This window comes from Cellulophaga omnivescoria, from assembly GCF_001999725.1.
Lineage (GTDB): Bacteria > Bacteroidota > Bacteroidia > Flavobacteriales > Flavobacteriaceae > Cellulophaga > Cellulophaga omnivescoria.
Window position 1 is genome coordinate 1 of sequence record NZ_MDDP01000013.1, and the last position, 26474, is coordinate 26474.

A 26474-nucleotide genomic window follows, 5' to 3' on the forward strand; every position below is an offset into this window, starting at 1 on the left:
TGGATTACCGTTTGCATCTGTGTTTAGCGGCGTTGTACCTTGAGAACTATCAGCTTGACCATTATTGTCAGCATCAGCAAAACCAGTATCATTGTTATCTATAACACCATCATTGTTGGTATCTAGAGCATCATTACCCGCTTCGTATACATCAAAAATACCATCATTATCTGCATCAATATCAAAGTGGTTAGGAATACCATCACCATCAAAATCAAAAGCAGGTTCAGTAGTTCCGTTAGTATCACCAACTAATGGATCATTAGGATCGTCATCAGAATAGTTAGGAACACCATCGTTATCATCATCTGCACTTGGGTCTATTCCGTTAGCCTCCTCTACATCTGAGATGCCATCGTTGTCATCATCCAAGATCAGCTGTGTCTGGAATACCATCGCCATCAAAATCTAATACAGATCTAAAATCTACCTCTGTAGTATCTGCATCATCTACATTATCAGTAGCAATAGCACCAGTATCTAAGTCATTGTTAACATCGTTACCAGGTGTATCATCAAAAGCGTCGTTTAAACCGTCTGCATCAGCATCAGCTAAAGGATCTAGAATAGTACCTTGTCCCGCTTCTAAAATATCATTAATACCATCATTATCAGAATCAGTATCTAAATAATCTGGAGTTAAATCTGTGTCTGTATCCTCAGGTCTTAATCCGTTAGGGTAGTTTGTATCTACACCATTAGCATCAAAAGCATCAGCAGGAGCAATGTACCCAGTAGTAGGTTGTGCTTCTACATTATCAGGAATACCGTCATCATCAGCATCAATATCTAAGAAATCTGGATTACCGTTTGCATCTGTGTTTAGCGGCGTTGTACCTTGAGAACTATCAGCTTGACCATTATTGTCAGCATCAGCAAAACCAGTATCATTGTTATCTATAACACCATCATTGTTGGTATCTAAAGCATCATTACCCGCTTCGTATACATCAAAAATACCATCATTATCTGCATCAAGGTCTAAGTGATTAGGGTAGTTGTCACCATCAAAATCATTTATAGGTAATTGTGATCCTGTGCCATCATCTGTGGTTGTTGTAGTGTTGTCATCTGTATCTACAATATCAGATAAACCATCACCATCCGTATCAGTAATTACTCCAGATCCAATAACACCATCATTATCTGGATCTGAACCACCAGCTTCAGTAACATCTGGAATACCATCATTATCCGAATCGGTATCTATTCTATCATCAAATCCGTCCCCATCTGTGTCTGGATTTTCTAAAGGCGTACCAGGAATAGTAGCATCTACAGGGTCCACACTGTCTGCTAAACCATCATTGTCGGTATCAGTAGCGTATGTGTCTATGATACCATCACCATTTGTGTCAGGGCCTCCAGCTTCAGTAACATCAGTTATACCATCATTATCAGAATCTAAATCTAAGCGATCTAAAATACCATCATTATCAGAATCTTCATCTGGTAGTGGTGTAGTTGCAATTTCATCAGCAAAACCATCATTATTAGTATCTATCATAGACGTTGGATCACCAGGGGTTGGGTAGTCTATATGTCCGTCTCCATCAGTATCTATACCTCCGGCTTCAGTAATATCAGGAATACCATCGTTATCTGAATCTAGGTCTAAATGATCAAAAACACCATCATTATCTGTGTCTAAATAAATTGGGCATGACGAAGCAATTCTCCAACCAATATTATCTGCATTGGCAGCATCTAATTGGGTTATTACAATTTTGTCTATAGGCTGATCTATTATAAACCTGTAGTTTGCCTCTTGAGCACCACCACCTATGATTGCTGCAATGGCATCACCAGTTGCAGGATCATAAGATGCACCAGCACCAACAGTGCCTGTTGTAGAATAAATAACAGCTGGGAACTGAATTTGCCCACCATTATTATAAAACTTAATGTTTTGGCTCTCATTATAAGTGCCAGATGCATTTCTTGCCAAACTTCTTAAGTTAAATTCTGACATTACAATAGCTTCCGAAAAAACAATTTCTGTAGAAGTACCTGTTACATTAGAGTTTGAATTACGAGTTTGCATATCTACCTGTATAGAACCATCTGTATAGTTAGGGCTGTTAGCACCAAATGTTCCAGTACCAATTGTTGTAGTTACTACAGCAGTCACATCATTATCAAAATCTTTTATATAAGTAACAGTATCACCATCATTACTATTAGGTGCTATAAGATTATAACTAGCATCTGTAAAGTGTATGTTGTTAGAAATACCACTACAATCATTATATTCGTCAGTATCCAATATACCGTCATTGTCATCATCTATATCCACAGCATCCATTATACCATCTCCGTCAGAATCTAATATGGATCTAAAGTCTACTTCAGTAGTATCTAAATCATCTTCGTTGTCTGTTGCAATAGCTCCTGAGTTTAAGTCATTGTTTACATCGTTACCAGGTGTATCATCATAGGCATCATTAAGTCCATCACCATCTGCATCTGCATTAGGATCTGTAATTGTACCTTGACCAGCTTCTACAGCATCTGAAGAAAAATCATTATCAGAATCACTATCTAAATAATCTGGTATTAAATCATTATCAGTATCTATAGGAGTTAAGCCTACAGGATAATTTGTATCTAATCCGTTAGTAGCTTCAGCATCTGCAGGAGCAATGTAACTAGCCGTAGTTTGTGCTTCAACATTATCTGGAATACCATCATCATCGGCATCAATATCTAAATAATTTGGACCACCAGTACCATCCGTATTAGGTATTGGAAGTGGAGATGCAGCCGTAGCGTCATCCCAACCATCTGTTGTTACGGTATCATCCCAACCATCTACAATACCGTCTCCGTTAGCATCTGTACCACCTGCTTCTGTAGTATCTGTAATACCATCGTTATCAGAATCTATATCTAAGTGATTAGCAACACCATCACCATCTAAATTACCAATAGGTAATGGGGTACCAGGACCATCTGTCAAGGCAGGGTCTGTATTATCATCTGGGTCTACTATATCCGAAAGTCCGTCTCCGTCTGTATCCGTAATTGGACCTGTACCGATTCTACCATCATTATCCGGGTCAGAACCGCCAGCTTCAATTACATCTGGTATACCATCGTTTTCAGAATCTAAATCTAACCTATCATCTAATCCGTCATTGTCCGTATCTGGATTTGGAATTGGTGTACCTGGTGTAGCAGGACCAACTGGGTCAACACTATCCGCAAGTCCATCATTATCGGTATCGGTCATAAACGTATCAATGATACCATCACCGTCACCATCTATACCACCAGCTTCGGTAGTATCCGTAATTCCGTCATTATCAGAATCTAAATCCAATCTGTCTAAAATTCCGTCGTTATCAGAATCTTCATCTGGCAAAGGAGTTGTGTCAACACTATCGGCAACACCGTTACCATCAGCATCTACAAAACCATCTACGGCACCATCACCATCAGCGTCTTCGCCTCCAGCTTCTAAAGTATCTGTAATACCATCATTATCAGCATCTAAATCCAAATAATCTGGATTACCGTCACCATCTGTATCAATAGGAGTAATACCATCAGTATCTGTACCAACAGCAGGAATACCCGTTGCAGGGTCTATTGCACCTGGAGCATTGAATCCCGTTGTAGTTTGTGCTTCAACCGTATCTAAAATACCATCATTGTCACTATCTAAATCGTAAGCATTTAGTATTCCGTCGCCATCAAAATCACCGTTATCATCAGTAGCACCATCACCATCCGTATCAAAAATATTAGATGTAGAGTTTGTTTGAACACATCCTGTTTGAGGAGTACAAGGTGCGCTACCTTCCGGTCCGTCAGTAGTATCATTATCCACTACATCAGCAAGACCGTCATTATCAATATCTGTTAAATTGTCTAAGATACCGTCTCCATTGGCATCATTATTTGCTGCTCCTAGTTCTGTAATGTCTGTTATGCCATCGTTATCAGAATCTAAGTCTAAGTGGTTAGGGATTCCATCACCGTCACTATCAAAATTGATACAAATACCATTAGCATTTAATCCGCCACAGGTTGGAAAATCAGTATCATAGTAATTAGGAGTACCATCACCATCTAAATCTGCATCAGGATCTGGTAGTCCCATAGTAGAGCAATCCCAACCATTTATACCGTTAAAATTAGAAGTACAATAATCTGGGTCTTCATAATCTAATATTCCATCACCATCTGCATCACCATTATAAATTTCTATTACATCTGGAATACCATCATTATCATTATCTAAATTTAAAGGAGCACCGGAAGTTACAGGAACTTCAATTGTGAATGCTTCACATTGGCAGTTTGTACTAGATGGTAAAAATTCTATTATAAAACTAGTTCCAGAACAAGCCGCACCACTTGTGGTAAACATTATATTTTCTGTAATAGTAGATGAGTTAGGTATAATAGTGTTTACTGTACCTGTTACAATTGCAGCACCTGTAATTTCACCATTAGTATCTGCACAGTAAATAGAATATGCATAACCAGCATCTGCATCTAAAGAGCTATTGTTTTCTATATCTATAGATAAGTTGTACTCATAGTTATTGCTAGTATCTACAGTAAAAAAACTATCATTAGCACTACCAATAAAAGTAGGTTTTTCTAGAGGCATTATTTCATAAGAAAAACCGGTTGCAACCTGAAAATCTGGACAAGCAGTAGCACCACAAGTAATACCATTTACAGTAACAAAGTTTACTATTTGTACTTCTTCAGTGTCATCACAAATACCCTCATCAGTAGTTATAAAATCAAAATCAAAAATAATTTTTTCTCCAGGGGTTACACCAGCCGGATAGTTTAATGTAATTTCTTGATGATCACCAACCGTTACTACATTATTAAAAGTAGCAATATGTGTACCAGAACCTATAAATGAGTCAGGAACATATTCTATTCCAGGTCTAAGAGTTATTTTTCCAAAATCTGCTGTACCAGTAGTTCCACCAGAAATAGTTGTTTCAACGTTAATTGTTTCTGTAATACCACATCCTTGTATTGGAGATCCAAAACCAGGTAAATTTATTGTACTAAGTGCGCTATAAGGAGCAACTGCCCCGTTTGCTTGTATACTATTTGAAACAATACGTGATCCGTTACCAATAGCTAAATCTCCACAAGGACTTTCTCCAAAAACTTTAAATATTAATTCCGAATTGGAAATAAAATCACATTCTAATTGTAGTTCAAGGTTAATGTGAGCAGTTCTTTGGTCTACGTTATTATTTGCAGGATCGCCGGTTATACCTTTTATAGCAGCAACTGCTGTATGTTCTATAATGTTTACTGTAGCTTTTCCATTGTTTATTGTAACCGTAACAGGCTGTATGTCTCCAGAGTTTTTTGGAAATTCTACGTTAGTACTAACTATAGTCATACCACCAGATCCACCCGGAATATCAAACTCCAAGAAAGGGTTTATAAGATCTGCAAGCTGAGCACTGGTTATATCTAATTCTATATTAAATGGTGTACAAACATTTTGTGGCGTATTAGGCTGATTTGTAATTGCAATTTGTACCTGTGCACTTTTAGGTTCTAAAGTTATTGATGTAGAATTTTGATAACAAGAAGCTCCAACTGCCTGAAAATCTGAAACATCTACATTAGTATCTGGGTAACCAGGATAACCCAAGCAGTCCCATCCATGTTCTACTAAAACTGTAAGGTCTGAACAGTCTTCAAAATCACCTTTAAAACGGATAGACTTTGTAGTGCTAGATGCTATAGAACCAGCTTCTATCCAGGTTTTATTTCCAGATTGATGAAATGTTACAGGTGTTTCTACTCCACCAGAAACACTAAAGGCACTAGTAATATTAATACCTGCTGGTACGGTAACTTGTAGCCAATTGAAATTTACGTCCTGCGGACTTGTGTTACTTATATTAACATCAAAATCTACTGTGTAAGCATCTCCATTAACAGTAGGAGAAGGGGATTGAATTAGAAATGTTGGTTGCGTGTACTGAAACCTGTTTGTATTTGTAAAGCTTGTTGCTTGTGGAGTTGCATATGCAAAATCATCATAATTAACTGTATAATTATAACTGGCAGATGCAGGAGAGTTACAAGTACCCATAAATTCCACATAAAATCTTGGTTGTATTAAGGCACTTTGGTCACGATCTACATATCCAGGTCCTGGAGTAATTGTTATTTGACCATTACTTTCTGATACAATGAATTCTCCTGTTGCATTAGAGTAAGCTCCATTAAATTGAGTAGAGGATACATTGCCTGTAAACCTTGCTCCTTCTGGAATATCTACTACTGTAGATCTCCAAATTGATAAAGGTCTATACTCATCTCCGTGCATATCACTAGGGGCCATATTATGAGTATAAAATAACACACCATTTGAAGGAGTACAGCCATTAGTAGACCTTGTTTGGTTACTACCGTAAATACGAGGTCTAGAATAGTATGCTCTGTCTCCCCAAGTATCACATCCAACTTTATTTGGTTGAGTATTATTTGGATAGTCTGTAAAAGCAAAGAACTCACCTCTTAAACCGCCAAGTTCAAAATAGTCTATATCCTTAAAATCTTTACTAAATTCAAACGTTAGTTCAATTTCTACTCTGTCTTGTTCAATAGCATCACCTTCATAATTATATGCAGCACTAATTAAACTTCTATAAGAGCTAAGATCAAAAGTTAATCTATGTTCTGTAGTACCATTTGTAGTTAAAACAGGAGTAACAGTAATAGTACCAGTTTGAGATGTAGTAGGGGAGTCGTTAATTGTGATTTCTCCCTCTATAAAAGAAATTATATCTGGTCCACCTGCAGCTAAGCTAGCAGTGTTGTATGTTAAATCGAAATATAAATTATCTAAAGAAATATTATTGATAGAAGCAGAAGTAGAAATTTTCATTCTATCTCCAGCTAAATATTTATTTATACCGTCTGTATTATCATCTAACGTAACTTTAGTTGTCATAGTTTCATCAGTCCAACCAGCTGTAATTCTGTTAGCATTAAAACCTTCAATTGCTGGTCCAACACATCCTCCAGGACAGTGAGTATAAATGTCTATTGTACCACAATGTATGTCTTGACTCCAGCAAACACCACTAGAACCAGTTGCAGTATAATTGGTTTTATATGGAATAGATTGTACTCCGTTAGGACCACAAGTAAATGTTAAAGGAAACTCTACCCATTCTTTAAACTCTACTCCACTAATATTAGTAGTGCTATATGTTATTTCATTTCCAGATTGTGTAAACTCTGAGGAGGCACCAGGGCGTAATGACATACCTGCTGGAGCTGTAATAGTAATACTCCAAACCGAATTAGCATTATTAGACAACATAGGTTGGCCGTTTACTAAAGGAGTACCTACACCATTAGCTTGTATAGATGGAGCTATACGAATATCAAAATCCTGATTATTTACTAAATCAGTAGGAGCTTCTACTTCTGTAACGCTTCTGTAATCTCTAATAATATTAAAATAATTTAAATCTATACGTTCTGGTAATCTTTCTCCTTTACATTGATCTTTAAAATAAACATCAAAATACGTATGTTCCCATCCCATATAATCAAAACGTCCTGTTCCACAATTATCTTTAGGAGTAATTGCAAAATCAAAAGATAAATCTGTTGAAGCTCCTGGAGCTAAATCATCAAAATATCCATCATTATCTAGATCTTCTAGACCTCCAGGTCCATCAGGATCTGATGTAAAGAAGTTTGGTGGTATAGAAACTGTATTTCCAGAGCCTCTGCCCGGGTAACTATTACTTGGTCTACTATTTGGCATAAAGCTTGGGTTAGTGCCAAACCTAAAATTTGATACATTTCTTGTATCAAAATAATCAAAATCCCATAGTGTATTATTATTTGCAGTAGATATAGGGGTAGCGTTTGCGCCCATTCCTAAGTTTATACCTACATCTATCGCCATAGAACCAGCTGTGAGTTTTGTATTTTCTAGCCTTACTGTATAAGTTACAGCTTCACAAAAATCTGGTGTTGTACTTCCTATTTTTGTTAGTGTTATATCTGGTACGTTTGCACCAAAATTTAAAGAACCAGTTTGTGGTGCAGCAGATTGGCAAGTTTCACCAGCACTACAACCCCAATAGGCATTATGTACAATTGCAGTATCAATACAATCGTCTACTCTAAACCTTTCTTCTAAAATTATAGATTCTCCGTTATCAAAACAATTATCATTATTACCAACATTCTGAAAAAATGGAGAACTGTTTAGGTCAATCTCATAAGTTAGTACTTGTCCAACTGTAGATGTTGGTGTTAAAGGAGTGCCTTGGTATGATAAAGAATAAATATCATCTACATCTTCTCCTAAATCTACATAATATGTAAAAGTCTCTGTACATCCTAAGCCACCTTGAGCAATGGTTATATTACGAGTGTAAGTTTCTCCAACATTTGCATTTACGGTGTTAATTGAAGAAATATTTAATGAGGCGGCTAATAACGCATAAGAAGATATATTGTTATCGTTATCTGTAGCAGAATTTGGGCCACCGTTATCATTAAAATTAATTGTATGTGCATCTTTAAATAATCCGCCAGAATTTAATAAAGCAACGGCGTCACAGTCTGCACTACGTTTAAACTCAAAAAAAACTTCATCTCCTACATTCCAATTAATGTTAGGATCTCCGTTTCTGTACAATGTAAAAATTGGATTGTTAGGGGTTCCTGCAACATCAATAACGTAAGGGTTAATAGTAATTGGGAGACCATTAGTGTCTAATTGAGAGGTAATGACCGCTGTACCTGCTTCATACATAACGCCATCTGGAAGATTAAACGTAATGCTAAAATTATTACATGAAGCATTTTTGCCCTGTATGTAAACACGTTCAAAAGAATTGTTTACGCCACCACAAGTGGCTAAGTCTTCTGGGGATAAGCTAACTTTATATCTGTTATCGTCTATTTGTGCGTTTAAAGCAAAAATATTAATTGTTAACAAAACAATGAACAGTAAAAAGTTTTTGAATACTTTTTTCATAAAATAATGATTAGATTTTTTCTTTAACTACGAAAGAAAATGGTTTAGTGTTTATGTAGATTAATTGTATTTTGTAAGAAAAATACGAGAAAAATACTTGTTCTAATCAAATATACCTATGAAAAAATGGTTAAATAATAATATGTTGTCTAATAAGAAGAAAGTGTAGGTGAATGGCAGAAAAGTGTATACCAATGAAAATTAAAAACATATTGTTTATGTTTTTATGAACAATGTAAAGTGTTGTATTTGCTGGTAAATAGGTAATTGTGAGGCGCTATAATCCTAGTTCTTTTCCTTTTTTTAGCATAAAATTATAAGCAGCATCATACTCGTTAGGAATAGTGCCGTCTAATATGGCTTCTTTAATAGCTTCTTTAAGTATACCAATCTCTTTAGAGGGCTGTAAATTGAAAGTTTTCATAATTTCTTCACCTGTAACTGGTGGCTGAAAATTACGAATTTGATCTCTTTCTTCTACCTCTACAATTTTTTGTCTTACTAATTTAAAGTTGTTACGGTATTTACGTTGCTTTTTAGTGTTTTTTGTGGTAATATCTGCCTCACATAAAGTCATAAGGTCTTCTATATTTTCACCAGCATCAAAAATTAAACGTCTAACTGCGGAATCAGTTACAAAATCTTCAGAAAGCACTATTGGTCTAGAGCTCATTAACACCATTTTTTGTACAAACTTCATTTTATCATTTAATGGCATACGTAATCGCTTAAACAATTTGTAAACCATTTTAGAACCAACAAATTCATGACCTCTAAATGTCCACCCCTTTTTTTTATGAAACTTTTTTGTTGGTGCTTTACCAATATCATGTAGTAACGCAGCCCAACGTAACCATAAATTATCTGTATTTTTAGAGATATTATCTACTACCTCTAAAGTGTGCCAAAAATTGTCTTTATGTTTATGACCTTCAATTTCCTCTATACCTTGCAGAGCACTCAACTCTGGTAAAATAAATGGTAATAATTGTGATTTATGAAGCAGCGCAAAGCCTATAGATGGTTTTGGGCTAGACATAATTTTATTTAACTCATCAACAATACGTTCTTTAGATATAATTTTAATTCTGTCTTTATTTTCTGCTATAGATGCAAATGATTTTTCTTCAATGTTAAACTGTAGTTGAGTTGCAAAACGTATTGCTCTCATCATACGTAATGGATCATCAGAATAGGTTATACCAGGCTCTAAGGGAGTTTTAATTGTTTTATTGGTTAAATCGTTTATTCCATTAAAAGGATCTAGCAAATTACCATATGTATCTTTATTTAAAGAAATTGCCATTGCGTTAATGGTAAAATCTCTTCTATTTTGGTCGTCCTCAAGGGTGCCATTTTCAACTATAGGTTTTCTACTATCTTCATGGTAACTTTCTTTACGCGCACCTACAAATTCTAATTCTAAGTCTTTATACTTTAGCATAGCAGTACCAAAGTTTTTAAACACAGATACTTTTGGATTATTAGGTAGTTTAGATGCAACCTTTTGGGCTAAATCTATACCACTACCAACAGCAACAACGTCTATATCTTTAGGGGTTCCTCTTTTTAAAAGAAAATCACGTACAAAGCCACCAATAACGTAGGATGCTACATTAAGTTCTGCAGCCGCTTCTGCTATTACTAAAAAAATTGGGTCTTTTATTGCGTCTTTGTAGTTTTCTTGCGTCATTCCTATTTCCGAATCACCTTTACCGTACCATCATTACTTAATTTAATTATTGATGAAGGGGTGACTTTTTGTATGTTACGCTGCAAATTTACGGCATAGTCTACACCTTTTAAAATATCAGAACTTATTTCTTTAAAACTTTTAGCTGTTGGTTCACCAGAAAGGTTAGCAGAAGTAGAAACAATAGGTTTTTTAAACTTACTTATTAAATATTGACAAAATTGGTCTGTTGCTACTCTAATTGCTAAGCTATTGTCTTTAGCGATAAGATTTTGAGCTATATTTTTTGGATTATCATATACAATTGTTGTTGGTTTGTCTGCAATATCTATAATGTCAAAGGCAACTTCGGGAACTTTCTCTACGTGTTTTTCTAGCATAAAATCATTAGCTACCAAACAAATCATAGTTTTTGTATTGACTCTTTTTTTTAGCTTGTAAATTTTATTTACTGCATCTTCATTAGTGGCATCGCAGCCAATACCCCAAACAGTGTCTGTAGGATATAAAATAACGCCACCGTTTTGTAAAACAGTTATGCAATTGTTTACTTCCTCAATTAAACTTTGATCGGGTTTATTCTTGTGTGCCATTGTGTAATTCTCGTAGTTTTATATATCTTTTTTTAGTAGCATAAGCATAAAGATAACTTATTATAACTCCTTTTTTACCGTCTAAAATACCAAATTTAACTATGTAATGTTCTAAAAATTTACCTATTGGTTTTATGTAAAGATGAAAAACAGTTGCTTTTTTGTTTTTAGCAAAATCTTCTTGAGCTTTTAACTCTTCATACTTAATTCTTTTCTGTTTGTATACGTTATAATCATAATAAGCATAATGAATTAATTTATTTTTAAGTACGGAAGATTTTCCTTCAACTTCTAACGTTTCATGCACAATTCTTTTAGTAGAAAATTTTACTTTTTCTTTATTAAAAAGGCGGTAATTTTTATCATTTTGCCAACCACAAAAGCGTAATATTTTATTATGAAACATAAATGTTCTGTAAACAAAAAAAGCAGAAGTATTTATGTTTTTATTATTTATAGTTTTTAAAATTTCGTGTTGTAAATCATCAGGGATCCTTTCATCAGCATCAATAAATAAAACCCATTTATTTTGAGCTAGACTAAGAGCATAGGCTTTTTGGTCAGAATAGTTTTTGAATGCTCTTTGAATTAAAGAAACTTTTGGATGTTTTTTTATAGCTTCAACTGTTCCGTCTGTACTATACGAGTCTACAATTATAATTTCATCAGCAAATTTTAAATTCTCAATAACAGCGTCTATATTTCTAATTTCGTTGTATGTAATTAATAACGCACTTAATTTTTCGGACTTGAGATCATTAAAGGTATTTTTTAGTGGTTTTCCAAAAATAGAATTAATTTTGAGAGCTCTATCTATAGGAAGCTTACGCTTGGCAGGCACACCGTTGTTATGAACAAATTTTTTAGCAGCATTTAACATACGCTCTGCAGATTTGCCATCTGAGTATGGGTGGTATTCATCTTGAATATATTTTCTTTGATTAGAAAATGGGTCGTTTTCAAGATTAGAGATTATTTTTTCTTTTAGGTTATTATAACTTGTAGAATTATCCCAAAATATTGTTTTGTTAATGTTTTTATAGGTTATAACTGGTTTATTTAGTAATAAAAATTCGTAAATTACAGAAGAAGTATCGCTGACCATTAAGTCAGATAACAGTAAATATTTTATAATATTATTGTCTTCTATAAAAATAACGTTTGTATTTTCTTTTGAAATAATCTTGTATATGTTTATTAAGTCTTTACTCATTAAATCATGAAATTTAATAAGTATTAAATAATTAGTATTTTTAGCTATCGATTTAATTTCATTTACCAAAAATGGGGCAGAAGTAAGACTAGGTGAAAAAGTAGGTGCATAAAGAATTATTTTTTTAGCATTGTAGCTTTTTAGTAATTTGCTTTTTTCCGTATCATATTTATTTTTTTCAGAATAGTAGATATCTAATTTAGGCCACCCAGTTTCTACAACGTCAAAATTTTTATATTTACGCTGAAATTCTAGAAATTTTTTTGTGAAATAGGGTCCTTGAGTTAAGTACAAATCAAAATAATGTCTTATTTTGAAATGACCTTTTTTTTCTCCTGCTAAGCCATGAAATATTTGCACTTTAACTCCTTGTATGTAATAAGGGACTTCATTTCCTGGAGAAAATATAATATCGCTTTGGTAAAGTTGTAGGTCTACTATTCTGGTAGTGTAATTATCTGTTTTGTAAGGGAATTTTTGGGTAAGTTTAGAGTCAATGTACCATAAAAAATCATCTCCTTTTTCAATCAATAAATTTTTAATTGGATTTAGGATTCCAAAGGCATATGCATTTTGACAAAATAAAATTACTTTCATTTATAAAATAAATTGTTGGCATTCACTAAATCTTCTTTAAAATCTACCTCCATACAGTTATGCTTAGAGATATCAACAGCAGATAATGCTACCTTGTCTTTTTCTATGGCTAATTCAAGGCCTTTTTCAAAGTAATCATTATCATCACATTCTTCCAATCTCTTAATAAATGATTGGATATCTTTTTTTGCTATGTAATTTATGCCTACGGCTTCACCAAGACCATTTTTTACAGACTTAGAAAGCTTAAAGATAAAATTATCTTTTAATGTATATTTTATTTCTTCGTCTGCAACGCTATTAGTATTAACAGCAACAAAAGAATTGTCGGTTTTTATTATAGGTAATAAAGTATTTAAAAGAGTTTCATCAAAAACAACATCACCATTTAACCATAGCACAGATTGATTTACATTTTTTACTAATGCTCTTAATAAGCTTTTAGATGTGTTAGTACAGTCAAAAAAAGGATTGTATATGTAGTTTAATTCTGGGAAGCGTTCCATAATTAAATCTTTTTTAAAACCAACAACCACACTTATATCATTCGGATTGAATATTTTAGACAGATTTTCAATCTGCATTTGCATGATGCTTTTACCATTTTTTAGTTTAGTAAGTGGCTTAGGAAAAGGGTTTCCCAATCTAGATCCTATACCAGCAGCAAGTATTACTATTTTCATTTTAAGTTCTTTAATAATTTAGGGTATCAATGATTTGTTTAAGTTATAGATGCTTAAAACTTAAATAAGTTAGCAACATAAAATATTTTATTTAGATTGATAAATTTTTTTTGCTTTTTTTCAGAAATAACTTACCTTTTTTGTTTTTTTAAAATTGAATCTAAGTCAAAATGGTCAGACAGTGCTTGCCACTGCGTCTCATTTTTCTTCTTTTTAACATTTTCTTCTTTAAGAGATACTTTTTGACTTCCCATAATAGGTACAGGTAGTTTAGGCTTAACACTAGATTCTTTAGTTAATGTATTATTTAATAAAGACATTCCTTTAAACCATAAGTCATCTGCCTTAGGTGTTAATTTTAAAAATAAGTTTTTATTAAATATTGTATTGGGCATAGAGTTAGGAGGGTATAATACTCCCCAAGATCCTATAGGTAAGTAAGGGTTATGTAAATTAGTTTCTTCTCGAGTCCTCCATTTAATAAATGGCAAGTAGCTGCCATTTTTATTCATTTTTATTTGTGTTGCTCTATGAGCGATAATACAATTTTTATGTTTTAAGTGCTCTTGGTACAACAATTCTAACCAATTTTTTTGGTACATTTGATCATCATCACAGGTTACAATTATCGAAGATAAATTTTCCTCTAAAGTATGTATAAGTTTTCTGTGAGAGCAGGTTAAATTAGAGAATTTAATTTGAAATATTTTAGACTCTAATTTAACAAGTTTTTTTGGTAAATTATTTTTTAATGAATCATTTAACCATAAAATTATTTTTTCTGGTAACACCGTCTGATTTAAAATACTTTTTATAACCAAATCTAAATTATTTAACCTAGTTGGTATAGAAGTTAAAGAGACTATTACAGGGATGCTATCTTTATGTTGTATTAATTTTTTTTGTGATTTTAATCTATACTTGCAAGTATGGTATATAGAATGGGGTAACTCTTTAAATACTTTCATTTATATTTTTGTTAAGTAAGATTATTAGAATAATTTATATTAAACTGATGGTAGTTTAAAGTAATCACCTACAATTTTATTGTATCCATCAGGATAAAATTCTTTTCGAGCATCTGTAGGGTAAAAGGTCATTTCTCCAAAAACAGATGAACCATTTACAGAGTAAAAATCAACTCTAACAAAAGGAAATCCTTTAGATAATTTTTTTGACAAAGCAATAAGTTCATTAAAATTAGTGGGCTTATTAATTTTATTTGGGTCTTTTTTCTTCCAACCAAATGGCATTTTCTCCCAATTTAAACTATAAAAATATTTTCCTAAAGTATCAGACTGAGCAATTAAAAATTTTGGTTCACCGTCAAAACAATAAAACTTATAATCTATTAAATCATTAGTTATTTTATCTTGCATAAACTGTTCAATAATTAGCCTTGGTTTTACATTTTTATAGGCCCATTCTAATCCTCCTCTATAGTATTGGTTTTTGTTTAACCATTTATACATTTTTAAGTTAGCTTTGGTTTTATTGACTTTAGATTTGTCTGTTACCACCAAATTAAAATTACATCCGTGAACACCTTTAATAACAAATTTTTCTGGTAATTTCTGCCAGTCAATTTCTTTTGGAGAATTATAAACTCCTATACAATCATTTAAGTATTGTTTGCCTATCTTTTCTTCTACAAATTCTCTTACAGCGTATTTGTCTACTAACTTTGGTAATAGAGGATTTCTGTAAAATACTTTATACCATGATAATTTTTGATTAAATTCTATTGGATTGTTATAATCTAATTTTTTGCCCGTATAATACTCATAGTAATGCTTAACATAAAATTTTTGAGGCAAAAATTTAAATGTTTTAATGAGTTTTACCCAAAATTTTCTTAATATCATTTTTCTATTTAGTATTGTTTTTCAAAAGTAAAGATTATTAAAATAATCCTTAGTACTTTTGTTATCATTTTTAATTTTATATGAAAGCACCAGACATTTCCATTATAATAAGTACATACAATTCAGTAGAGTGGCTAAAAAAAGTACTTTGGGGTTATGACACACAAACAATAAATAATTTTGAAGTTGTTATTGCGGATGACGGATCTAGAGAAGAAACTAAAAAAGCTATAGAAGAGTTAAAGAAAGTTGTAAATTATAGTATAAGTCACGTTTGGCATAAAGATAATGGCTTCCAAAAATCTCAAATATTAAATAAAGCAATTGTAGAAACTAGAGCTCCTTATATTATAATGTCTGATGGAGATTGTATACCAAGAAAAGACTTTGTAGAAATTCACAATAATTATAAAGAAGAAGGATATTTTTTATCTGGGGGTTATTTTAAGCTTCCTATGAATATATCAAAATTAATTTCTAAAGAAGATATTGAAACAAATATATGTTTTTCAATTTCATGGTTAAAAAAACGTGGATTAAATGCGTCTTTTAAAAATAATAAATTAAGGTTTACTGGTTTTGGAGCTAAATTTTTAAATACAGTTACTACTACCAAAGCTACATGGAACGGACACAATTCTTCTGGTTGGAAAAAGGATATTTTAGCAGTTAATGGTTTTGATGAACGTATGCAGTATGGCGGTCAAGATAGAGAATTAGGTGAGCGCTTAGTTAATTTAGGAATAAAAACGAAGCAAATAAGGTACAGTGCTATTGTTATACACTTGGATCATCCTAGAGGTTATGCAAATAAAGAAAGCTGGAAAATAAATAATGATATTAGAAAAGATACACGTAATTTAAAGCATAAAACAACTAAGTTTGGAATTAATAAAGATTAATTTACTTAAAACAAAAAGCCCACAATTCTAATTGTGGGCTTTTTGTTTCTCTAGTATACATCTACTATACAGCAACATCATACTCTCTTAAAGCATCATTTAAAGATGTTTTTTTGTTGGTACTTTCTTTACGTTTACCTATTATTAATGCGCAAGGAACGTTGTATTCACCCGCAGCAAATTTTTTAGTGTAGCTACCTGGTATAACTACAGAACGTGCAGGTACTCTACCTTTCATTTCTACTGGAGTATCACCAGTAACATCTATAATTTTAGTACTCATTGTTAAAACAACATTAGCACCTAAAACAGCTTCTTTTTCTACTCTTACACCTTCTACAACTATACATCTAGAACCTATAAAAGCACCATCTTCTATAATTACCGGAGATGCTTGTAATGGTTCTAAAACACCACCAATACCAACACCACCACTTAAGTGTACATTTTTACCAATTTGAGCACAACTACCAACAGTAGCCCAAGTATCTACCATTGTACCTTCATCTACATAAGCACCAATGTTTACATAACTAGGCATTAAAATAGTACCAGGAGATATGTAAGCACCGTGTCTTGCAACCGCATTTGGTACTACACGTATTCCTTTTTCTTTATAACCTCTTTTTAAAGGCATTTTGTCATGGTATTCAAAAATACCTGCTTCTAATGTTTCCATTTTCTGAATAGGGAAATAAAGAACAACAGCTTTTTTTACCCATTCATTTATTTGCCAATCGTCACCTGCAGGTTCGGCACATCTTAATTCACCATTATCAATTAAATCTATAACTTCTCTAATAGCGTCTTGTGTAGCTGTTTCTTTTAATAAATCTCGGTTATCCCAAGCAGCTTCTATAGTTTTCTGTAATTCTGTCATTTTTTTGTAAAATCAATTTTAGCAAAGATAATAGGTGAGACTTAATAATTTAACCAAATGTAAACATATAACAATTTATATATTATTTTTGCCAAAAAAAACAGTTTGGGTAGATTATTAGCTATAGATTATGGAAAAGTGCGTACAGGCATAGCTGTAACAGATGAGTTGCAGATTATAGCATCTGGTTTAACAACCGTAGCAACTAAAGAGTTAATAACATTTTTAAAAAATTACATAGCTAAAGAAAAAGTAGATAAAATTATAGTAGGGGAACCTAAACAGATGAATAATACAGCGTCTGAGTCAGAAGTGTTAATAATTCCTTTTTTAGAAAATCTTACAGCTGTTTTTCCTAATATGATTATAGAAAGAGAAGATGAACGTTTTACATCTAAAATGGCATTTAATGCAATGATAGATAGTGGATTGAATAAAAAACAACGTAAAAATAAAGCACTTGTAGACGAAATTAGTGCTACAATTATTTTACAATCTTATTTAAATAGAAATTAAAATATTAGTTGTTAAGTAAATAACAACTCACAAAAATTAAGTAGTAATATGATTTTACCAATTACAGCATATGGAGATCCTGTGCTAAGAAAAAAAGCGAAAGATATAAACCAAGATCATCCTAAGCTAAAAGAGCTTTTAGAGAATATGTGGGAAACTATGTATAACGCAAGTGGAGTAGGTTTAGCAGCACCACAAATTGGTTTGCCATTGCGTATATTTTTAGTAGACACAACACCTTTTTCTGATGATGAAGATTTGTCTGAAGAAGAACAAAAAGCTTTAAATGGATTTAAAAAAGTATTTATTAATGCTAAAATTACTGAAGAATCTGGTGAAGAATGGGCTTTTAATGAAGGTTGTTTAAGTATACCAGATATTAGAGAAGATGTATCTAGAAAAGAAAATATAAAAATTACGTATTTAGATGAAAACTTTAATGAACATACAGAGGAATATAGTGGTTTGTTGGCAAGGGTTATTCAGCACGAATATGACCATATAGAAGGTATTTTGTTCACAGATAAATTATCTTCATTAAAGAAAAGATTGCTTAAGAGTAAATTAGGAAATATTTCTAAAGGAAAAATTAGAGTGGAATACAGAATGCGTTTTCCTGAAATGAAAAAAGGAAGATAGATTTCTTTTTTATCCCTATAAAAAATATAATATTTGTAATAGATATATAAAATAAAATATGAGTTTAGATAAAATTTTATCAATTTCTGGTAAGCCAGGATTACATAAGTTAGTAACACAAACACGTACCGGTTTTGTAGCAGAATCTTTATTAGACGGAAAAAGAAGTACGGTAAACATGCGCACAAATGTTAGTGTTTTATCAGAAATTGCAATATATACGTTAGAAGAAGAAGTTCCATTAAGAGAAGTATTTAGTAAAATACAAACTAAAGAAAATGGAGAAAAAACTTCAGTTAAACACAAGGATGACAAGTTAAAATTAGAGGAGTATTTTTTTGAAGTATTGCCTAATTATGATGAAGACCGTGTTTATGCAAGTGATATTAAAAAAGTAATACAATGGTATAATTTATTACATGACCATGGTATTACAGATTTTTCTGAACCTAAAGAAAGTAAAGAAACAGAAGAGTCTGCAGCAGAATAAAAACAGAATATTAAACGATGTAAAAGGCAACATATGTAAAAGTATGTTGCCTTTTTTTATTTAACAGATGTATTTTACCGTTCGTCTACACTTACTGCTTTTCTACAGCAAATGATCCTAAATTGTATAAAAATAGACCCAAATTTGTATCAGATTACAGTTTTAACCCCAAATAAAAAACAAGTAGTATGAGTGCAAAAGTTATGAATGTAGACAATGAGGTAAAAGGAGCTTTTTTTGATATGGCACATACACCAAGCGTAATATTTGATAAAAATATGGTGTTTTTAGATATGAATGAAGCTGCAATATCTACACTAAATATTAAAAAATGTGATTTTATAGGGAAGTCTATTTTAGAGGCATTTCCTTATTTGGAGGGTACAGAAAGATTAGAAGCATATAAAAATGTAATTAAAACAGGAGAACCTATCAGTTTAGATGAAATTTCTTTTTATACAGATGATAAAACTTTTGTTTTTATAGTTAGGGCTTTTAAGGTAGGAGAAGGTTTAGGTGTAACAACTTTAGATATTACAAATTTAATTACTACAATAGATAAGCTAAAAGCTACCCAAAATAATTTGCAGATTGTAAATGAAAATTTGAAATTAAAAAATAAAGAATTAGAAGAATTCTCGTATGTTGCAGCACATGATCTTAGAGCTCCTTTAACAAATATGCAAAGCCTATTTGGTATGTTAGAGTCTAGCAATGCAATAACAGATGAAGTAAAACCAATATTTGATAAGCTAAAATATGTTGGTAAACTTATGTGCGATAAGTTAAAGGCTTTAAACAATGTAATTGCCTTAAAATCTAATTTAGAAGAAAAAAAAGAAAAAGTAATATTTAAAGATGTTGTAGAGAAAATAAAAGCAATACACTCAGAAAAAATAATTACCAGCAGGGCAATAATTAAAGAAGACTTTACTGCTGTGCAAAGTATAAATTACAATCCTATACAGTTTGATAGTATTTTGCATAACTTAATATCTAACGCTATTAAATACAAACACCCTCGCAGAAAACCAATAATAAGTATATCTACTCATTTAGAAAACAATAAACCAGTTTTACTAATTAAAGATAACGGTTTGGGCTTTGATACTAGTAACGGAAAAAGTAAAGTATTTGGTTTATTTAAAAGAATGCACACACACGTAGAAGGCTTGGGCGTTGGACTTTATATTATACATTCTATTGTTGTAGGTAACGGTGGACAAATATTAGTAGAAAGTGAAGAAAACAAAGGAACACAATTTAAAATATATTTTTAATGGATAAAAATACAACCAACTTATGTAAAATTTTACTAATTGAAGATGATGTAGTAACTAACTTTATAACAACTAGTAAATTAAACAATTTAGGATATAATAACATAACTGCTGTAGAAAATGGTAAAGAAGCTATAGAATATTTAAAACACAATAAGCCAGACTTAATTGTATTAGATATTAATATGCCTATTATGGATGGTTTTGAGTTTATGGAGAGTAAAGAGCAAAACTGTATTTGTATGGGTGTGCCTATTGTAATTGTAACTTCTTCTGGCAGACCTTCAGATAAAGAAAAAGCTAAAACATTTTTAGATGTAATTAGTTATTTAGAAAAACCATTAAATTATGATAAACTTCAAAAAATATTAATGTCTTTAAGAGAATGTTTAAAATAATAAATGCCTTGTTTTTACAAGGCATTTAATTTATGTTATCCTCTTCTTCTTTCTAGTAAAATCATCATCATTAAGCCTAGCATAATACGGTCGTCATCGTCATTATCTAGTTCGCCTAGTTTGGTTAGTTCAAAATTTCTGCCAAAAAATGAAGCAGATTTTTTTAGTTTAATAATAGACTTGCCTTGGTTATCTTTTACGATATAAGAAGGATTAAATAAATAACCAGTAAACATACTTAACACGGGAATTTCTCCTAACATAGAGTCAAAAACTTTAACCCAAGGATTTTCTTCAGATATATTGTATTGTTGCTTTTGGTTTTCATCTATAATATCGTAATGTGCTTTCCATAAAGATCTCCATCCTTTACGAGCAACTTTGCCAAATTCTTTACCATTTTCATCTTTAAAGGCATAGGCAGCAGAAAAATCTAACCATTTATCTGCCTTAATGCTATAATTAACCTTTGCTTTAGATTCGTCACTATAAATTTTAATTTCTTCTTTAAACTTAAACATCTTTTGTTTAACATATGCTATTGTTTTACCACTAGCATCTGTAGCAGTAAAATCGTTAGAAAATGAAGAAATTTTAAATTGAAACTTTACAGGAAATTGAATGTTTTGCATAAAATAAATCTAAGTTTTAGTTGTTTATAGGTTATATAACTCTTTGGAGCTTGTGTTATTGCGTTAAAATAATAACATAAATATTTAATAACATTTAGCACCTTAAAACAATTTGTCTATTTTTTAAATTATTTTAATTTTTTTTCCAATCTATAAGTTCACTAGGGTAATAGTTCACTCTCATACTGTTTAAATAAGGGGTTTGGTTAGCTAATCTATTTTTGTAGTTTTCCCAATTCCTATTTTCTTTTATGGTCCAATTTAGCTCAGAGTAACCAATAATTCTTGGAAAGGCTAAATATTCTAATTCCTCAATATTACTAATAGTTTCAGACCATAAAGGAGCTTCAATTCCTAATACTTGTTCTTTAGGTAAATTTTTTATAAAGTTTTCTGGTGTCCATAAATAAGCCGTGTCTACAGGTATATAAGCTGCCCAAGTTAAACCGTGTTTAGACAGGGAATCGTATTTCATATCTAAATAAGTTTTTTTAGCTGGTGATAAAATAATTTTCATACCCTTATTTAAAGCCAATTTTGCGTTTTTTTCACTTCTCCAATATTGTGTTATGGCATTGTTTTTAATATCAGTTGTAGCAATTTCATCCCAACCTATTGGTGTTTTTCCGTGACTTTCTACAATTTTTGATACTTTTAAAATAAACTTTTTAAAATCTTTCTTTTTAGTAACGTGGCTTTCATCACCGCCTAAATGAAAATATGGTCCTGGAGAAATTGCAGAAATTTCTCTTACCACATCATCTATAAAAGCGTATACAAGATCTTTATTTGTGTCTAAAGTACTAAAGCCAACGCGCATACCAGTATAAACTTTTGGTGTTTTTCCGTTGCCATTTAGTTGTGGGTAAGCTACAGCGGCTGCGTTTGTATGTCCGGGCATATCTATTTCTGGTACAATTGTAATATGCCTTTTGGTTGCATAACGTACAATTTCTTTAAAATCTTCTTGGGTATAAAACCCTCCAGGGCCACCGCCAACTTCTGTGCTAGCGCCAATTTCTGTTAATTTTGGCCAAGATTTAATTTCTATTCTCCAACCTTGGTCATCTGTTAAATGTAAGTGCAATGCATTAAATTTATAGTAAGCTAAAATATCTAGGTATTTTTTAACATCTTCTACACTAAAAAAATGTCTCGCAACATCTAACATTGTGCCTCTATACTCATAATTAGGTTGGTCTATTATTTTTCCACTAGGTACAAGCCACATTTTATGGGTAGTAAGCGTATCATTGCTTTTTAGAGGTATAATTTGTCTTAGTGTTTGTATCCCTCTAAAGGCTCCAGCAGCTGTTTTAGCATTTATAATAATAGAGTCCTGTGTAATATACATTTGGTAAGCTTCTTTACTTTTTAGCTCCAAGCTATCAGTTTTGTTAATGTATATAATTTTAGATGTATTTGTATTTGTAGTGTTTACAGGAACATCTAATTTAATTTTAGCACTTATTTTGTTAGATAAAAAGGAGCCTACTTGTTTAAAACCAGAGTCGCTAGATGTAAAAATAGCAGTATTTTTATCCAACCCAAAAGCACTATTAGTTGGTGTTATTTTTAATGGTAAGGGAATCATATTCTCTGCAGATAAATCTGTAGTGGGGTATTTTATAATTACTCTTTTTTCTTGGCAGGCAATTATTAAAAAAAGACCAATAAGGGTTAAAAAGGTTCTAAACAAGATAGAGTTTTTCATTTAAAGTGGTTAATTAATATAGTTTGTAATTACGCTTTGCCAAATTTGGTAACCTTTAGCGTTCATATGTAGATTATCTTTTGTAAAAATATCAGTCTTAACTTTATTGCCATTTAGCATTGGTTTCCATACATCTACATAACTAATGTTTGGGTCTTTTTTTGCTATTTTTTTGTATTTTCTGTTTAGCTTTTTATAGTCCTTTTTTAAATGCCATCTTGCAATACTGGGCTTAACAGATATTAAAACAATTTGTGTGGTAGTATTAGCACTTTTTATTTTAGTAATTATTTGTTTTAGTTGTGTTAGTATTAGATTGCAGTTTCTGTTCCCTGCTATATCATTATCACCTTCATAAATAAAAACTTGTTTAGGGTTGTATGCTAATATTAAATCATCAGTAAAAAACAATAAATCTTCTGCAGTAGAACCACCAAAACCAGTGTTTATAATGTTCTTGTTTGGAAAATCTTTTTGTATTGTTTTCCAATATTTAATGCTAGAACTACCAGTAAAAACAATGCTTGGTTGTGTGCTATTACGTTTACTACTATATTTTTCTTGAAGCTTTTGTACTTCATTATAAAAACGATGTTTGTTTTGGCTAAAACCAAAAAAGGTGATAAATAAAAAAAAGGATAGTAAAACTCTCATACTTTCAAATATAATGTTAATATGGCTTGCATTTATATGTTATATATGTATTTTTTATAGGTATAAGATAATATTTTAATAAAGGTAATTTTTAAAAGTAACAAACTTTTTTGTAGTGTGTGCAGAGTTTTATTAATGTATTCTATTAGAGTTAATTACAGTTTGGGTCTTAACATTTTCTAAAAGAAAGTGTTAACCATAAAAATAGCATTACTTTTGCATTTAATTTTAAGAACAGACTCTAATATAAAGTTACAGTTCAGTAATACTAATTTATGACATTTAAAAACTTAGGTTTATCTAATAATCTATTAAAAGCAATAGATAAAAAGGGGTATACTACTCCGTCTCCAATACAAGAAAAAGCAATACCACCAGTTTTAGAAGGTAAAGATGTTTTAGCATCTGCACAAACAGGAACAGGTAAAACAGCTGGTTTTACTTTACCATTATTACATTTGTTATCTCAAGAAAAACCATTAAGAAACAGGCCTGTACGTGGTTTAATATTAACGCCAACAAGAGAATTAGCTGCTCAAATATATGCTAATGTTAAAGAGTATAGCGAGTTTTTAGATTTGCGCTCTGCCGTAATATTTGGTGGAGTAAACCAAAAACCGCAAATAGCAAATTTAAAAAGAGGAATGGATGTTTTGGTGGCTACACCTGGGCGCTTACTAGATCTTCATAACCAAAAGTTTTTGTCTTTAAATAAAGTAGAAATTTTTGTTTTAGACGAAGCAGACCGTATGTTAGATATGGGTTTTTTACGAGATATAGAGCGCGTAATGAAATTAATACCAGAAAAGAGGCAAAACTTAATGTTCTCGGCAACTTTTTCTAAAGATATTAAAAAGCTAGCTCACGGTATTTTAAATAACCCTATACAGGTTGAAGCTACACCAGAAAATACAGCTGTAGAAGTAATTAAGCAAAAAGTTTATAGAGTTGCAAAAGGTAAAAAAACGGGGTTAATTATAAAGTTAATTTCCGACGGTAATTGGCAACAAGTTTTAGTTTTTACAAGAACTAAACACGGTGCAAATAATTTGTGTAAAAAAATGAGTGCTAAAGGAATTTCTGCAGCAGCTATACACGGTAATAAAAGTCAGGGTGCACGTACAAAAGCTTTAGATGGATTTAAAAAAGGTACCTTACGTGTTTTAGTAGCTACAGATATTGCAGCACGTGGTTTAGATATACCTTTATTACCGCACGTTATTAATTATGAAATTCCAAACGTGTCTGAAGATTATGTACACCGTATTGGTAGAACAGGAAGGGCAGGAGCTAGTGGGGAGGCTGTTTCTTTAGTAAGTGCAGATGAAACAACTTATCTTAAAGACATCCAAAAATTAATTGGAATGCAAATTCCTGTAGAAATTGTAGAAGGTTTTGAGCCAGATCCTAATGCGTCTACAAAACCAATAAAACAAGGGCAACGTGGTGGTTCTAGAAACTCTAGTAACAGACCTAAAAAAACAGGATCTAAAACTAGTTCTAGTAATAATCGTAAACCTAAACGTAATAATGACCGTAGGTCTAACAATAAACACAATTAATAACAATGCAAAAGTCTAATGACCCTTTACACGGTGTAAAACTAGCAACTATTATAGATGAGCTGGTAGACTTTTATGGCTGGGAATATATGGGTAATACAGTTAATATACGCTGTTTTACCCACAGGCCAACAGTAAAATCTAGCCTTCATTTTTTACGCAGAACACCTTGGGCGCGTGCTAAAGTAGAGCAAATGTATTTACAATTTTTGCAAGAAAAAGAAAAGCAATAATGCTATTCTACTTTTTGTTAGTTTAAATAAATTACTCTTAATTTTTGTGCCCTAAAAAAATATAGTCTTTGTACTTTTACCAAAACTTTTTTTAGGATGAACTCTAGAAGCAAACAATTACAAGCTATAGACAGGTTATTAACCATAATGGAAGAGTTGCGAGAGCAATGTCCTTGGGATAAAAAGCAAACTCTACAATCTCTGCGTCATTTAACTATAGAAGAAACGTATGAGTTAGGCGATGCTATTTTAGACAACAATTTAGAAGAAGTTAAAAAAGAATTAGGAGACTTATTATTGCACATAGTATTTTATGCTAAAATTGGTAGTGAAACAAATGATTTTGATATAGCAGATGTTGCAAATGAAATTTGTGATAAATTAATTCATCGTCATCCACATATTTACGGAGATGTAAAGGTAGAAGATGAAGAAGAGGTAAAACGCAACTGGGAAAAACTGAAACTAAAAGAAGGAAAAAAAAGTGTTTTGGAAGGTGTTCCTAAAAGTTTACCTGCCCTAGTAAAAGCAAGTAGAATACAAGACAAAGTTGCCGGTGTAGGATTTGATTGGGAAGAACCACAACAGGTATTTGAAAAAGTGCAGGAAGAACTAGCAGAGTTGCAAGAAGAAGTAAATGATGCTAACCAAGACAAAATAGAGGCAGAGTTTGGTGATGTGTTATTTTCTATGATAAATTACGCACGTTTTTTAAAGGTAAACCCCGAAGATGCTTTAGAACGTACCAATAAAAAGTTTATAAAAAGATTTCAGTATTTAGAGAATAAAGCAATTGAAATGAATACATCTTTACAGGATATGACACTCGCCGAGATGGATGTTTTTTGGAACCAGGCAAAAAAAGAAAATTAATACTGTTATTAGATCTAAAATAATTTTACTTTCATTTTTTAAAGCAT

Annotated in this window: 20 protein-coding genes and 1 pseudogene; 9 read left to right on the top strand and 12 right to left on the bottom strand. The window is 31.8% G+C overall.

Translation table 11 applies throughout. The features are described from left to right. From BFJ87_RS07885 to BFJ87_RS07920, 8 genes and pseudogenes are all read right to left on the bottom strand, one after another. Window positions 1-372, bottom strand: a pseudogene (locus tag BFJ87_RS07885) (gliding motility-associated C-terminal domain-containing protein); the annotation flags it as partial. Beyond that, a complete protein-coding gene (locus tag BFJ87_RS07890) occupies window positions 365-9010 on the bottom strand; it encodes a hypothetical protein (protein WP_077402459.1) in 8646 nt (2881 codons plus the stop codon). The gene BFJ87_RS07890 and the pseudogene BFJ87_RS07885, both read right to left, overlap by 8 nt. A 277-nt stretch (window positions 9011-9287) precedes the next feature. Further along, window positions 9288-10703, bottom strand: coding sequence for a CCA tRNA nucleotidyltransferase (locus tag BFJ87_RS07895; RefSeq protein WP_077402462.1), 1416 nt, complete (start codon window positions 10701-10703; stop codon window positions 9288-9290). Window positions 10704-10705: 2 nt separating this feature from the next. Next, complete coding sequence (locus tag BFJ87_RS07900) at window positions 10706-11296, bottom strand: L-threonylcarbamoyladenylate synthase (protein ID WP_077402465.1); 591 nt, start codon at window positions 11294-11296, stop codon at window positions 10706-10708. Then, window positions 11280-13106: a CDP-glycerol glycerophosphotransferase family protein gene (locus BFJ87_RS07905; protein ID WP_077402468.1), complete on the bottom strand. Its 1827-nt coding sequence runs from the start codon at window positions 13104-13106 to the stop codon at window positions 11280-11282. The genes BFJ87_RS07900 and BFJ87_RS07905 overlap by 17 nt, the downstream gene beginning before the upstream one ends. Further along, the gene (locus BFJ87_RS07910; protein ID WP_077402471.1) at window positions 13103-13789 is read right to left on the bottom strand and encodes a phosphocholine cytidylyltransferase family protein; all 687 of its coding nucleotides are present in this window, start codon (window positions 13787-13789) and stop codon (window positions 13103-13105) included. The genes BFJ87_RS07905 and BFJ87_RS07910 overlap by 4 nt, the downstream gene beginning before the upstream one ends. Window positions 13790-13920: 131 nt before the next feature. Next, entirely contained in the window at window positions 13921-14757 is an 837-nt protein-coding gene (locus tag BFJ87_RS07915; protein WP_077402474.1) for a glycosyltransferase family A protein, read from the bottom strand. Window positions 14758-14796: 39 nt separating this feature from the next. Next, complete coding sequence (locus BFJ87_RS07920; RefSeq protein WP_077402477.1) at window positions 14797-15654, bottom strand: ATP-grasp fold amidoligase family protein; 858 nt, start codon at window positions 15652-15654, stop codon at window positions 14797-14799. A gap of 80 nt (window positions 15655-15734) precedes the next feature. On the opposite strand from BFJ87_RS07920, the gene BFJ87_RS07925 reads away from it, so the two are divergent. After that, on the top strand, window positions 15735-16556 hold the full coding sequence (locus tag BFJ87_RS07925; protein ID WP_077402480.1) for a glycosyltransferase family 2 protein: 822 nt from the start codon (window positions 15735-15737) through the stop codon (window positions 16554-16556). A 64-nt stretch (window positions 16557-16620) separates the two neighbouring features. On the opposite strand, the gene BFJ87_RS07930 is transcribed toward BFJ87_RS07925, so the two are convergent. Beyond that, entirely contained in the window at window positions 16621-17436 is an 816-nt protein-coding gene (locus tag BFJ87_RS07930) for a 2,3,4,5-tetrahydropyridine-2,6-dicarboxylate N-succinyltransferase (protein WP_077402483.1), read from the bottom strand. A gap of 105 nt (window positions 17437-17541) precedes the next feature. Between BFJ87_RS07930 and ruvX the strand changes: the two genes are divergently transcribed. The 5 genes from ruvX (at window position 17542) to BFJ87_RS07955 (ending at window position 20759) form a co-directional block, all read left to right on the top strand. Next, the gene (gene ruvX, locus BFJ87_RS07935) at window positions 17542-17952 is read left to right on the top strand and encodes a Holliday junction resolvase RuvX (RefSeq protein WP_077402486.1); all 411 of its coding nucleotides are present in this window, start codon (window positions 17542-17544) and stop codon (window positions 17950-17952) included. A 48-nt stretch (window positions 17953-18000) separates the two neighbouring features. Next, a complete protein-coding gene (gene def / locus BFJ87_RS07940; protein WP_077402489.1) occupies window positions 18001-18591 on the top strand; it encodes a peptide deformylase in 591 nt (196 codons plus the stop codon). A 58-nt stretch (window positions 18592-18649) separates the two neighbouring features. Then, the gene (locus BFJ87_RS07945) at window positions 18650-19081 is read left to right on the top strand and encodes a DUF5606 family protein (RefSeq protein WP_077402492.1); all 432 of its coding nucleotides are present in this window, start codon (window positions 18650-18652) and stop codon (window positions 19079-19081) included. 188 nt (window positions 19082-19269) lie between these two features. Beyond that, window positions 19270-20361, top strand: coding sequence for a PAS domain-containing sensor histidine kinase (locus tag BFJ87_RS07950; RefSeq protein WP_077402495.1), 1092 nt, complete (start codon window positions 19270-19272; stop codon window positions 20359-20361). Next, window positions 20361-20759 (top strand): response regulator, encoded by a 399-nt coding sequence (locus BFJ87_RS07955; protein WP_077402498.1) that lies wholly within the window; start codon window positions 20361-20363, stop codon window positions 20757-20759. Before BFJ87_RS07950 ends, BFJ87_RS07955 begins: the two co-directional genes overlap by 1 nt. Window positions 20760-20794: 35 nt before the next feature. Here the strand turns inward: BFJ87_RS07955 and BFJ87_RS07960 are convergent, their stop codons facing one another. The 3 genes from BFJ87_RS07960 to BFJ87_RS07970 all read right to left on the bottom strand — a co-directional run bounded on the left by BFJ87_RS07960 (window position 20795) and on the right by BFJ87_RS07970 (window position 23759). Beyond that, a complete protein-coding gene (locus tag BFJ87_RS07960) occupies window positions 20795-21391 on the bottom strand; it encodes an LURP-one-related family protein (protein ID WP_077402501.1) in 597 nt (198 codons plus the stop codon). A 133-nt stretch (window positions 21392-21524) separates the two neighbouring features. Further along, window positions 21525-23105, bottom strand: a complete 1581-nt coding sequence (locus BFJ87_RS07965) for a family 20 glycosylhydrolase (protein WP_077402504.1) — start codon at window positions 23103-23105, stop codon at window positions 21525-21527. A gap of 9 nt (window positions 23106-23114) precedes the next feature. Beyond that, window positions 23115-23759, bottom strand: a complete 645-nt coding sequence (locus BFJ87_RS07970) for a GDSL-type esterase/lipase family protein (protein WP_077402507.1) — start codon at window positions 23757-23759, stop codon at window positions 23115-23117. Between the two features lie 275 nt (window positions 23760-24034). Between BFJ87_RS07970 and BFJ87_RS07975 the strand changes: the two genes are divergently transcribed. The 3 genes from BFJ87_RS07975 (at window position 24035) to mazG (ending at window position 26427) form a co-directional block, all read left to right on the top strand. Then, on the top strand, window positions 24035-25321 hold the full coding sequence (locus BFJ87_RS07975) for a DEAD/DEAH box helicase (RefSeq protein WP_077402510.1): 1287 nt from the start codon (window positions 24035-24037) through the stop codon (window positions 25319-25321). Window positions 25322-25326: 5 nt separating this feature from the next. Further along, window positions 25327-25554, top strand: coding sequence for a VF530 family protein (locus BFJ87_RS07980; RefSeq protein WP_077402513.1), 228 nt, complete (start codon window positions 25327-25329; stop codon window positions 25552-25554). Between the two features lie 96 nt (window positions 25555-25650). Then, on the top strand, window positions 25651-26427 hold the full coding sequence (gene mazG, locus BFJ87_RS07985; RefSeq protein ID WP_077402516.1) for a nucleoside triphosphate pyrophosphohydrolase: 777 nt from the start codon (window positions 25651-25653) through the stop codon (window positions 26425-26427). Window positions 26428-26474: the final 47 nt, after the last annotated feature.

What these genes read in the sequence shown, in the direction of transcription:
- BFJ87_RS07890 (WP_077402459.1), bottom strand. Translation starts at nt 9,010, where the DNA reads ATGAAAAAAGTATTCAAAAACTTTTTACTGTTCATTGTTTTGTTAACA.
- BFJ87_RS07895 (WP_077402462.1), bottom strand. Translation starts at nt 10,703, where the DNA reads ATGACGCAAGAAAACTACAAAGACGCAATAAAAGACCCAATTTTTTTA.
- BFJ87_RS07900 (WP_077402465.1), bottom strand. Translation starts at nt 11,296, where the DNA reads ATGGCACACAAGAATAAACCCGATCAAAGTTTAATTGAGGAAGTAAAC.
- BFJ87_RS07905 (WP_077402468.1), bottom strand. Translation starts at nt 13,106, where the DNA reads ATGAAAGTAATTTTATTTTGTCAAAATGCATATGCCTTTGGAATCCTA.
- BFJ87_RS07910 (WP_077402471.1), bottom strand. Translation starts at nt 13,789, where the DNA reads ATGAAAATAGTAATACTTGCTGCTGGTATAGGATCTAGATTGGGAAAC.
- BFJ87_RS07915 (WP_077402474.1), bottom strand. Translation starts at nt 14,757, where the DNA reads ATGAAAGTATTTAAAGAGTTACCCCATTCTATATACCATACTTGCAAG.
- BFJ87_RS07920 (WP_077402477.1), bottom strand. Translation starts at nt 15,654, where the DNA reads ATGATATTAAGAAAATTTTGGGTAAAACTCATTAAAACATTTAAATTT.
- BFJ87_RS07925 (WP_077402480.1), top strand. Translation starts at nt 15,735, where the DNA reads ATGAAAGCACCAGACATTTCCATTATAATAAGTACATACAATTCAGTA.
- BFJ87_RS07930 (WP_077402483.1), bottom strand. Translation starts at nt 17,436, where the DNA reads ATGACAGAATTACAGAAAACTATAGAAGCTGCTTGGGATAACCGAGAT.
- def (WP_077402489.1), top strand. Translation starts at nt 18,001, where the DNA reads ATGATTTTACCAATTACAGCATATGGAGATCCTGTGCTAAGAAAAAAA.
- BFJ87_RS07945 (WP_077402492.1), top strand. Translation starts at nt 18,650, where the DNA reads ATGAGTTTAGATAAAATTTTATCAATTTCTGGTAAGCCAGGATTACAT.
- BFJ87_RS07950 (WP_077402495.1), top strand. Translation starts at nt 19,270, where the DNA reads ATGAGTGCAAAAGTTATGAATGTAGACAATGAGGTAAAAGGAGCTTTT.
- BFJ87_RS07955 (WP_077402498.1), top strand. Translation starts at nt 20,361, where the DNA reads ATGGATAAAAATACAACCAACTTATGTAAAATTTTACTAATTGAAGAT.
- BFJ87_RS07960 (WP_077402501.1), bottom strand. Translation starts at nt 21,391, where the DNA reads ATGCAAAACATTCAATTTCCTGTAAAGTTTCAATTTAAAATTTCTTCA.
- BFJ87_RS07965 (WP_077402504.1), bottom strand. Translation starts at nt 23,105, where the DNA reads ATGAAAAACTCTATCTTGTTTAGAACCTTTTTAACCCTTATTGGTCTT.
- BFJ87_RS07970 (WP_077402507.1), bottom strand. Translation starts at nt 23,759, where the DNA reads ATGAGAGTTTTACTATCCTTTTTTTTATTTATCACCTTTTTTGGTTTT.
- BFJ87_RS07975 (WP_077402510.1), top strand. Translation starts at nt 24,035, where the DNA reads ATGACATTTAAAAACTTAGGTTTATCTAATAATCTATTAAAAGCAATA.
- BFJ87_RS07980 (WP_077402513.1), top strand. Translation starts at nt 25,327, where the DNA reads ATGCAAAAGTCTAATGACCCTTTACACGGTGTAAAACTAGCAACTATT.
- mazG (WP_077402516.1), top strand. Translation starts at nt 25,651, where the DNA reads ATGAACTCTAGAAGCAAACAATTACAAGCTATAGACAGGTTATTAACC.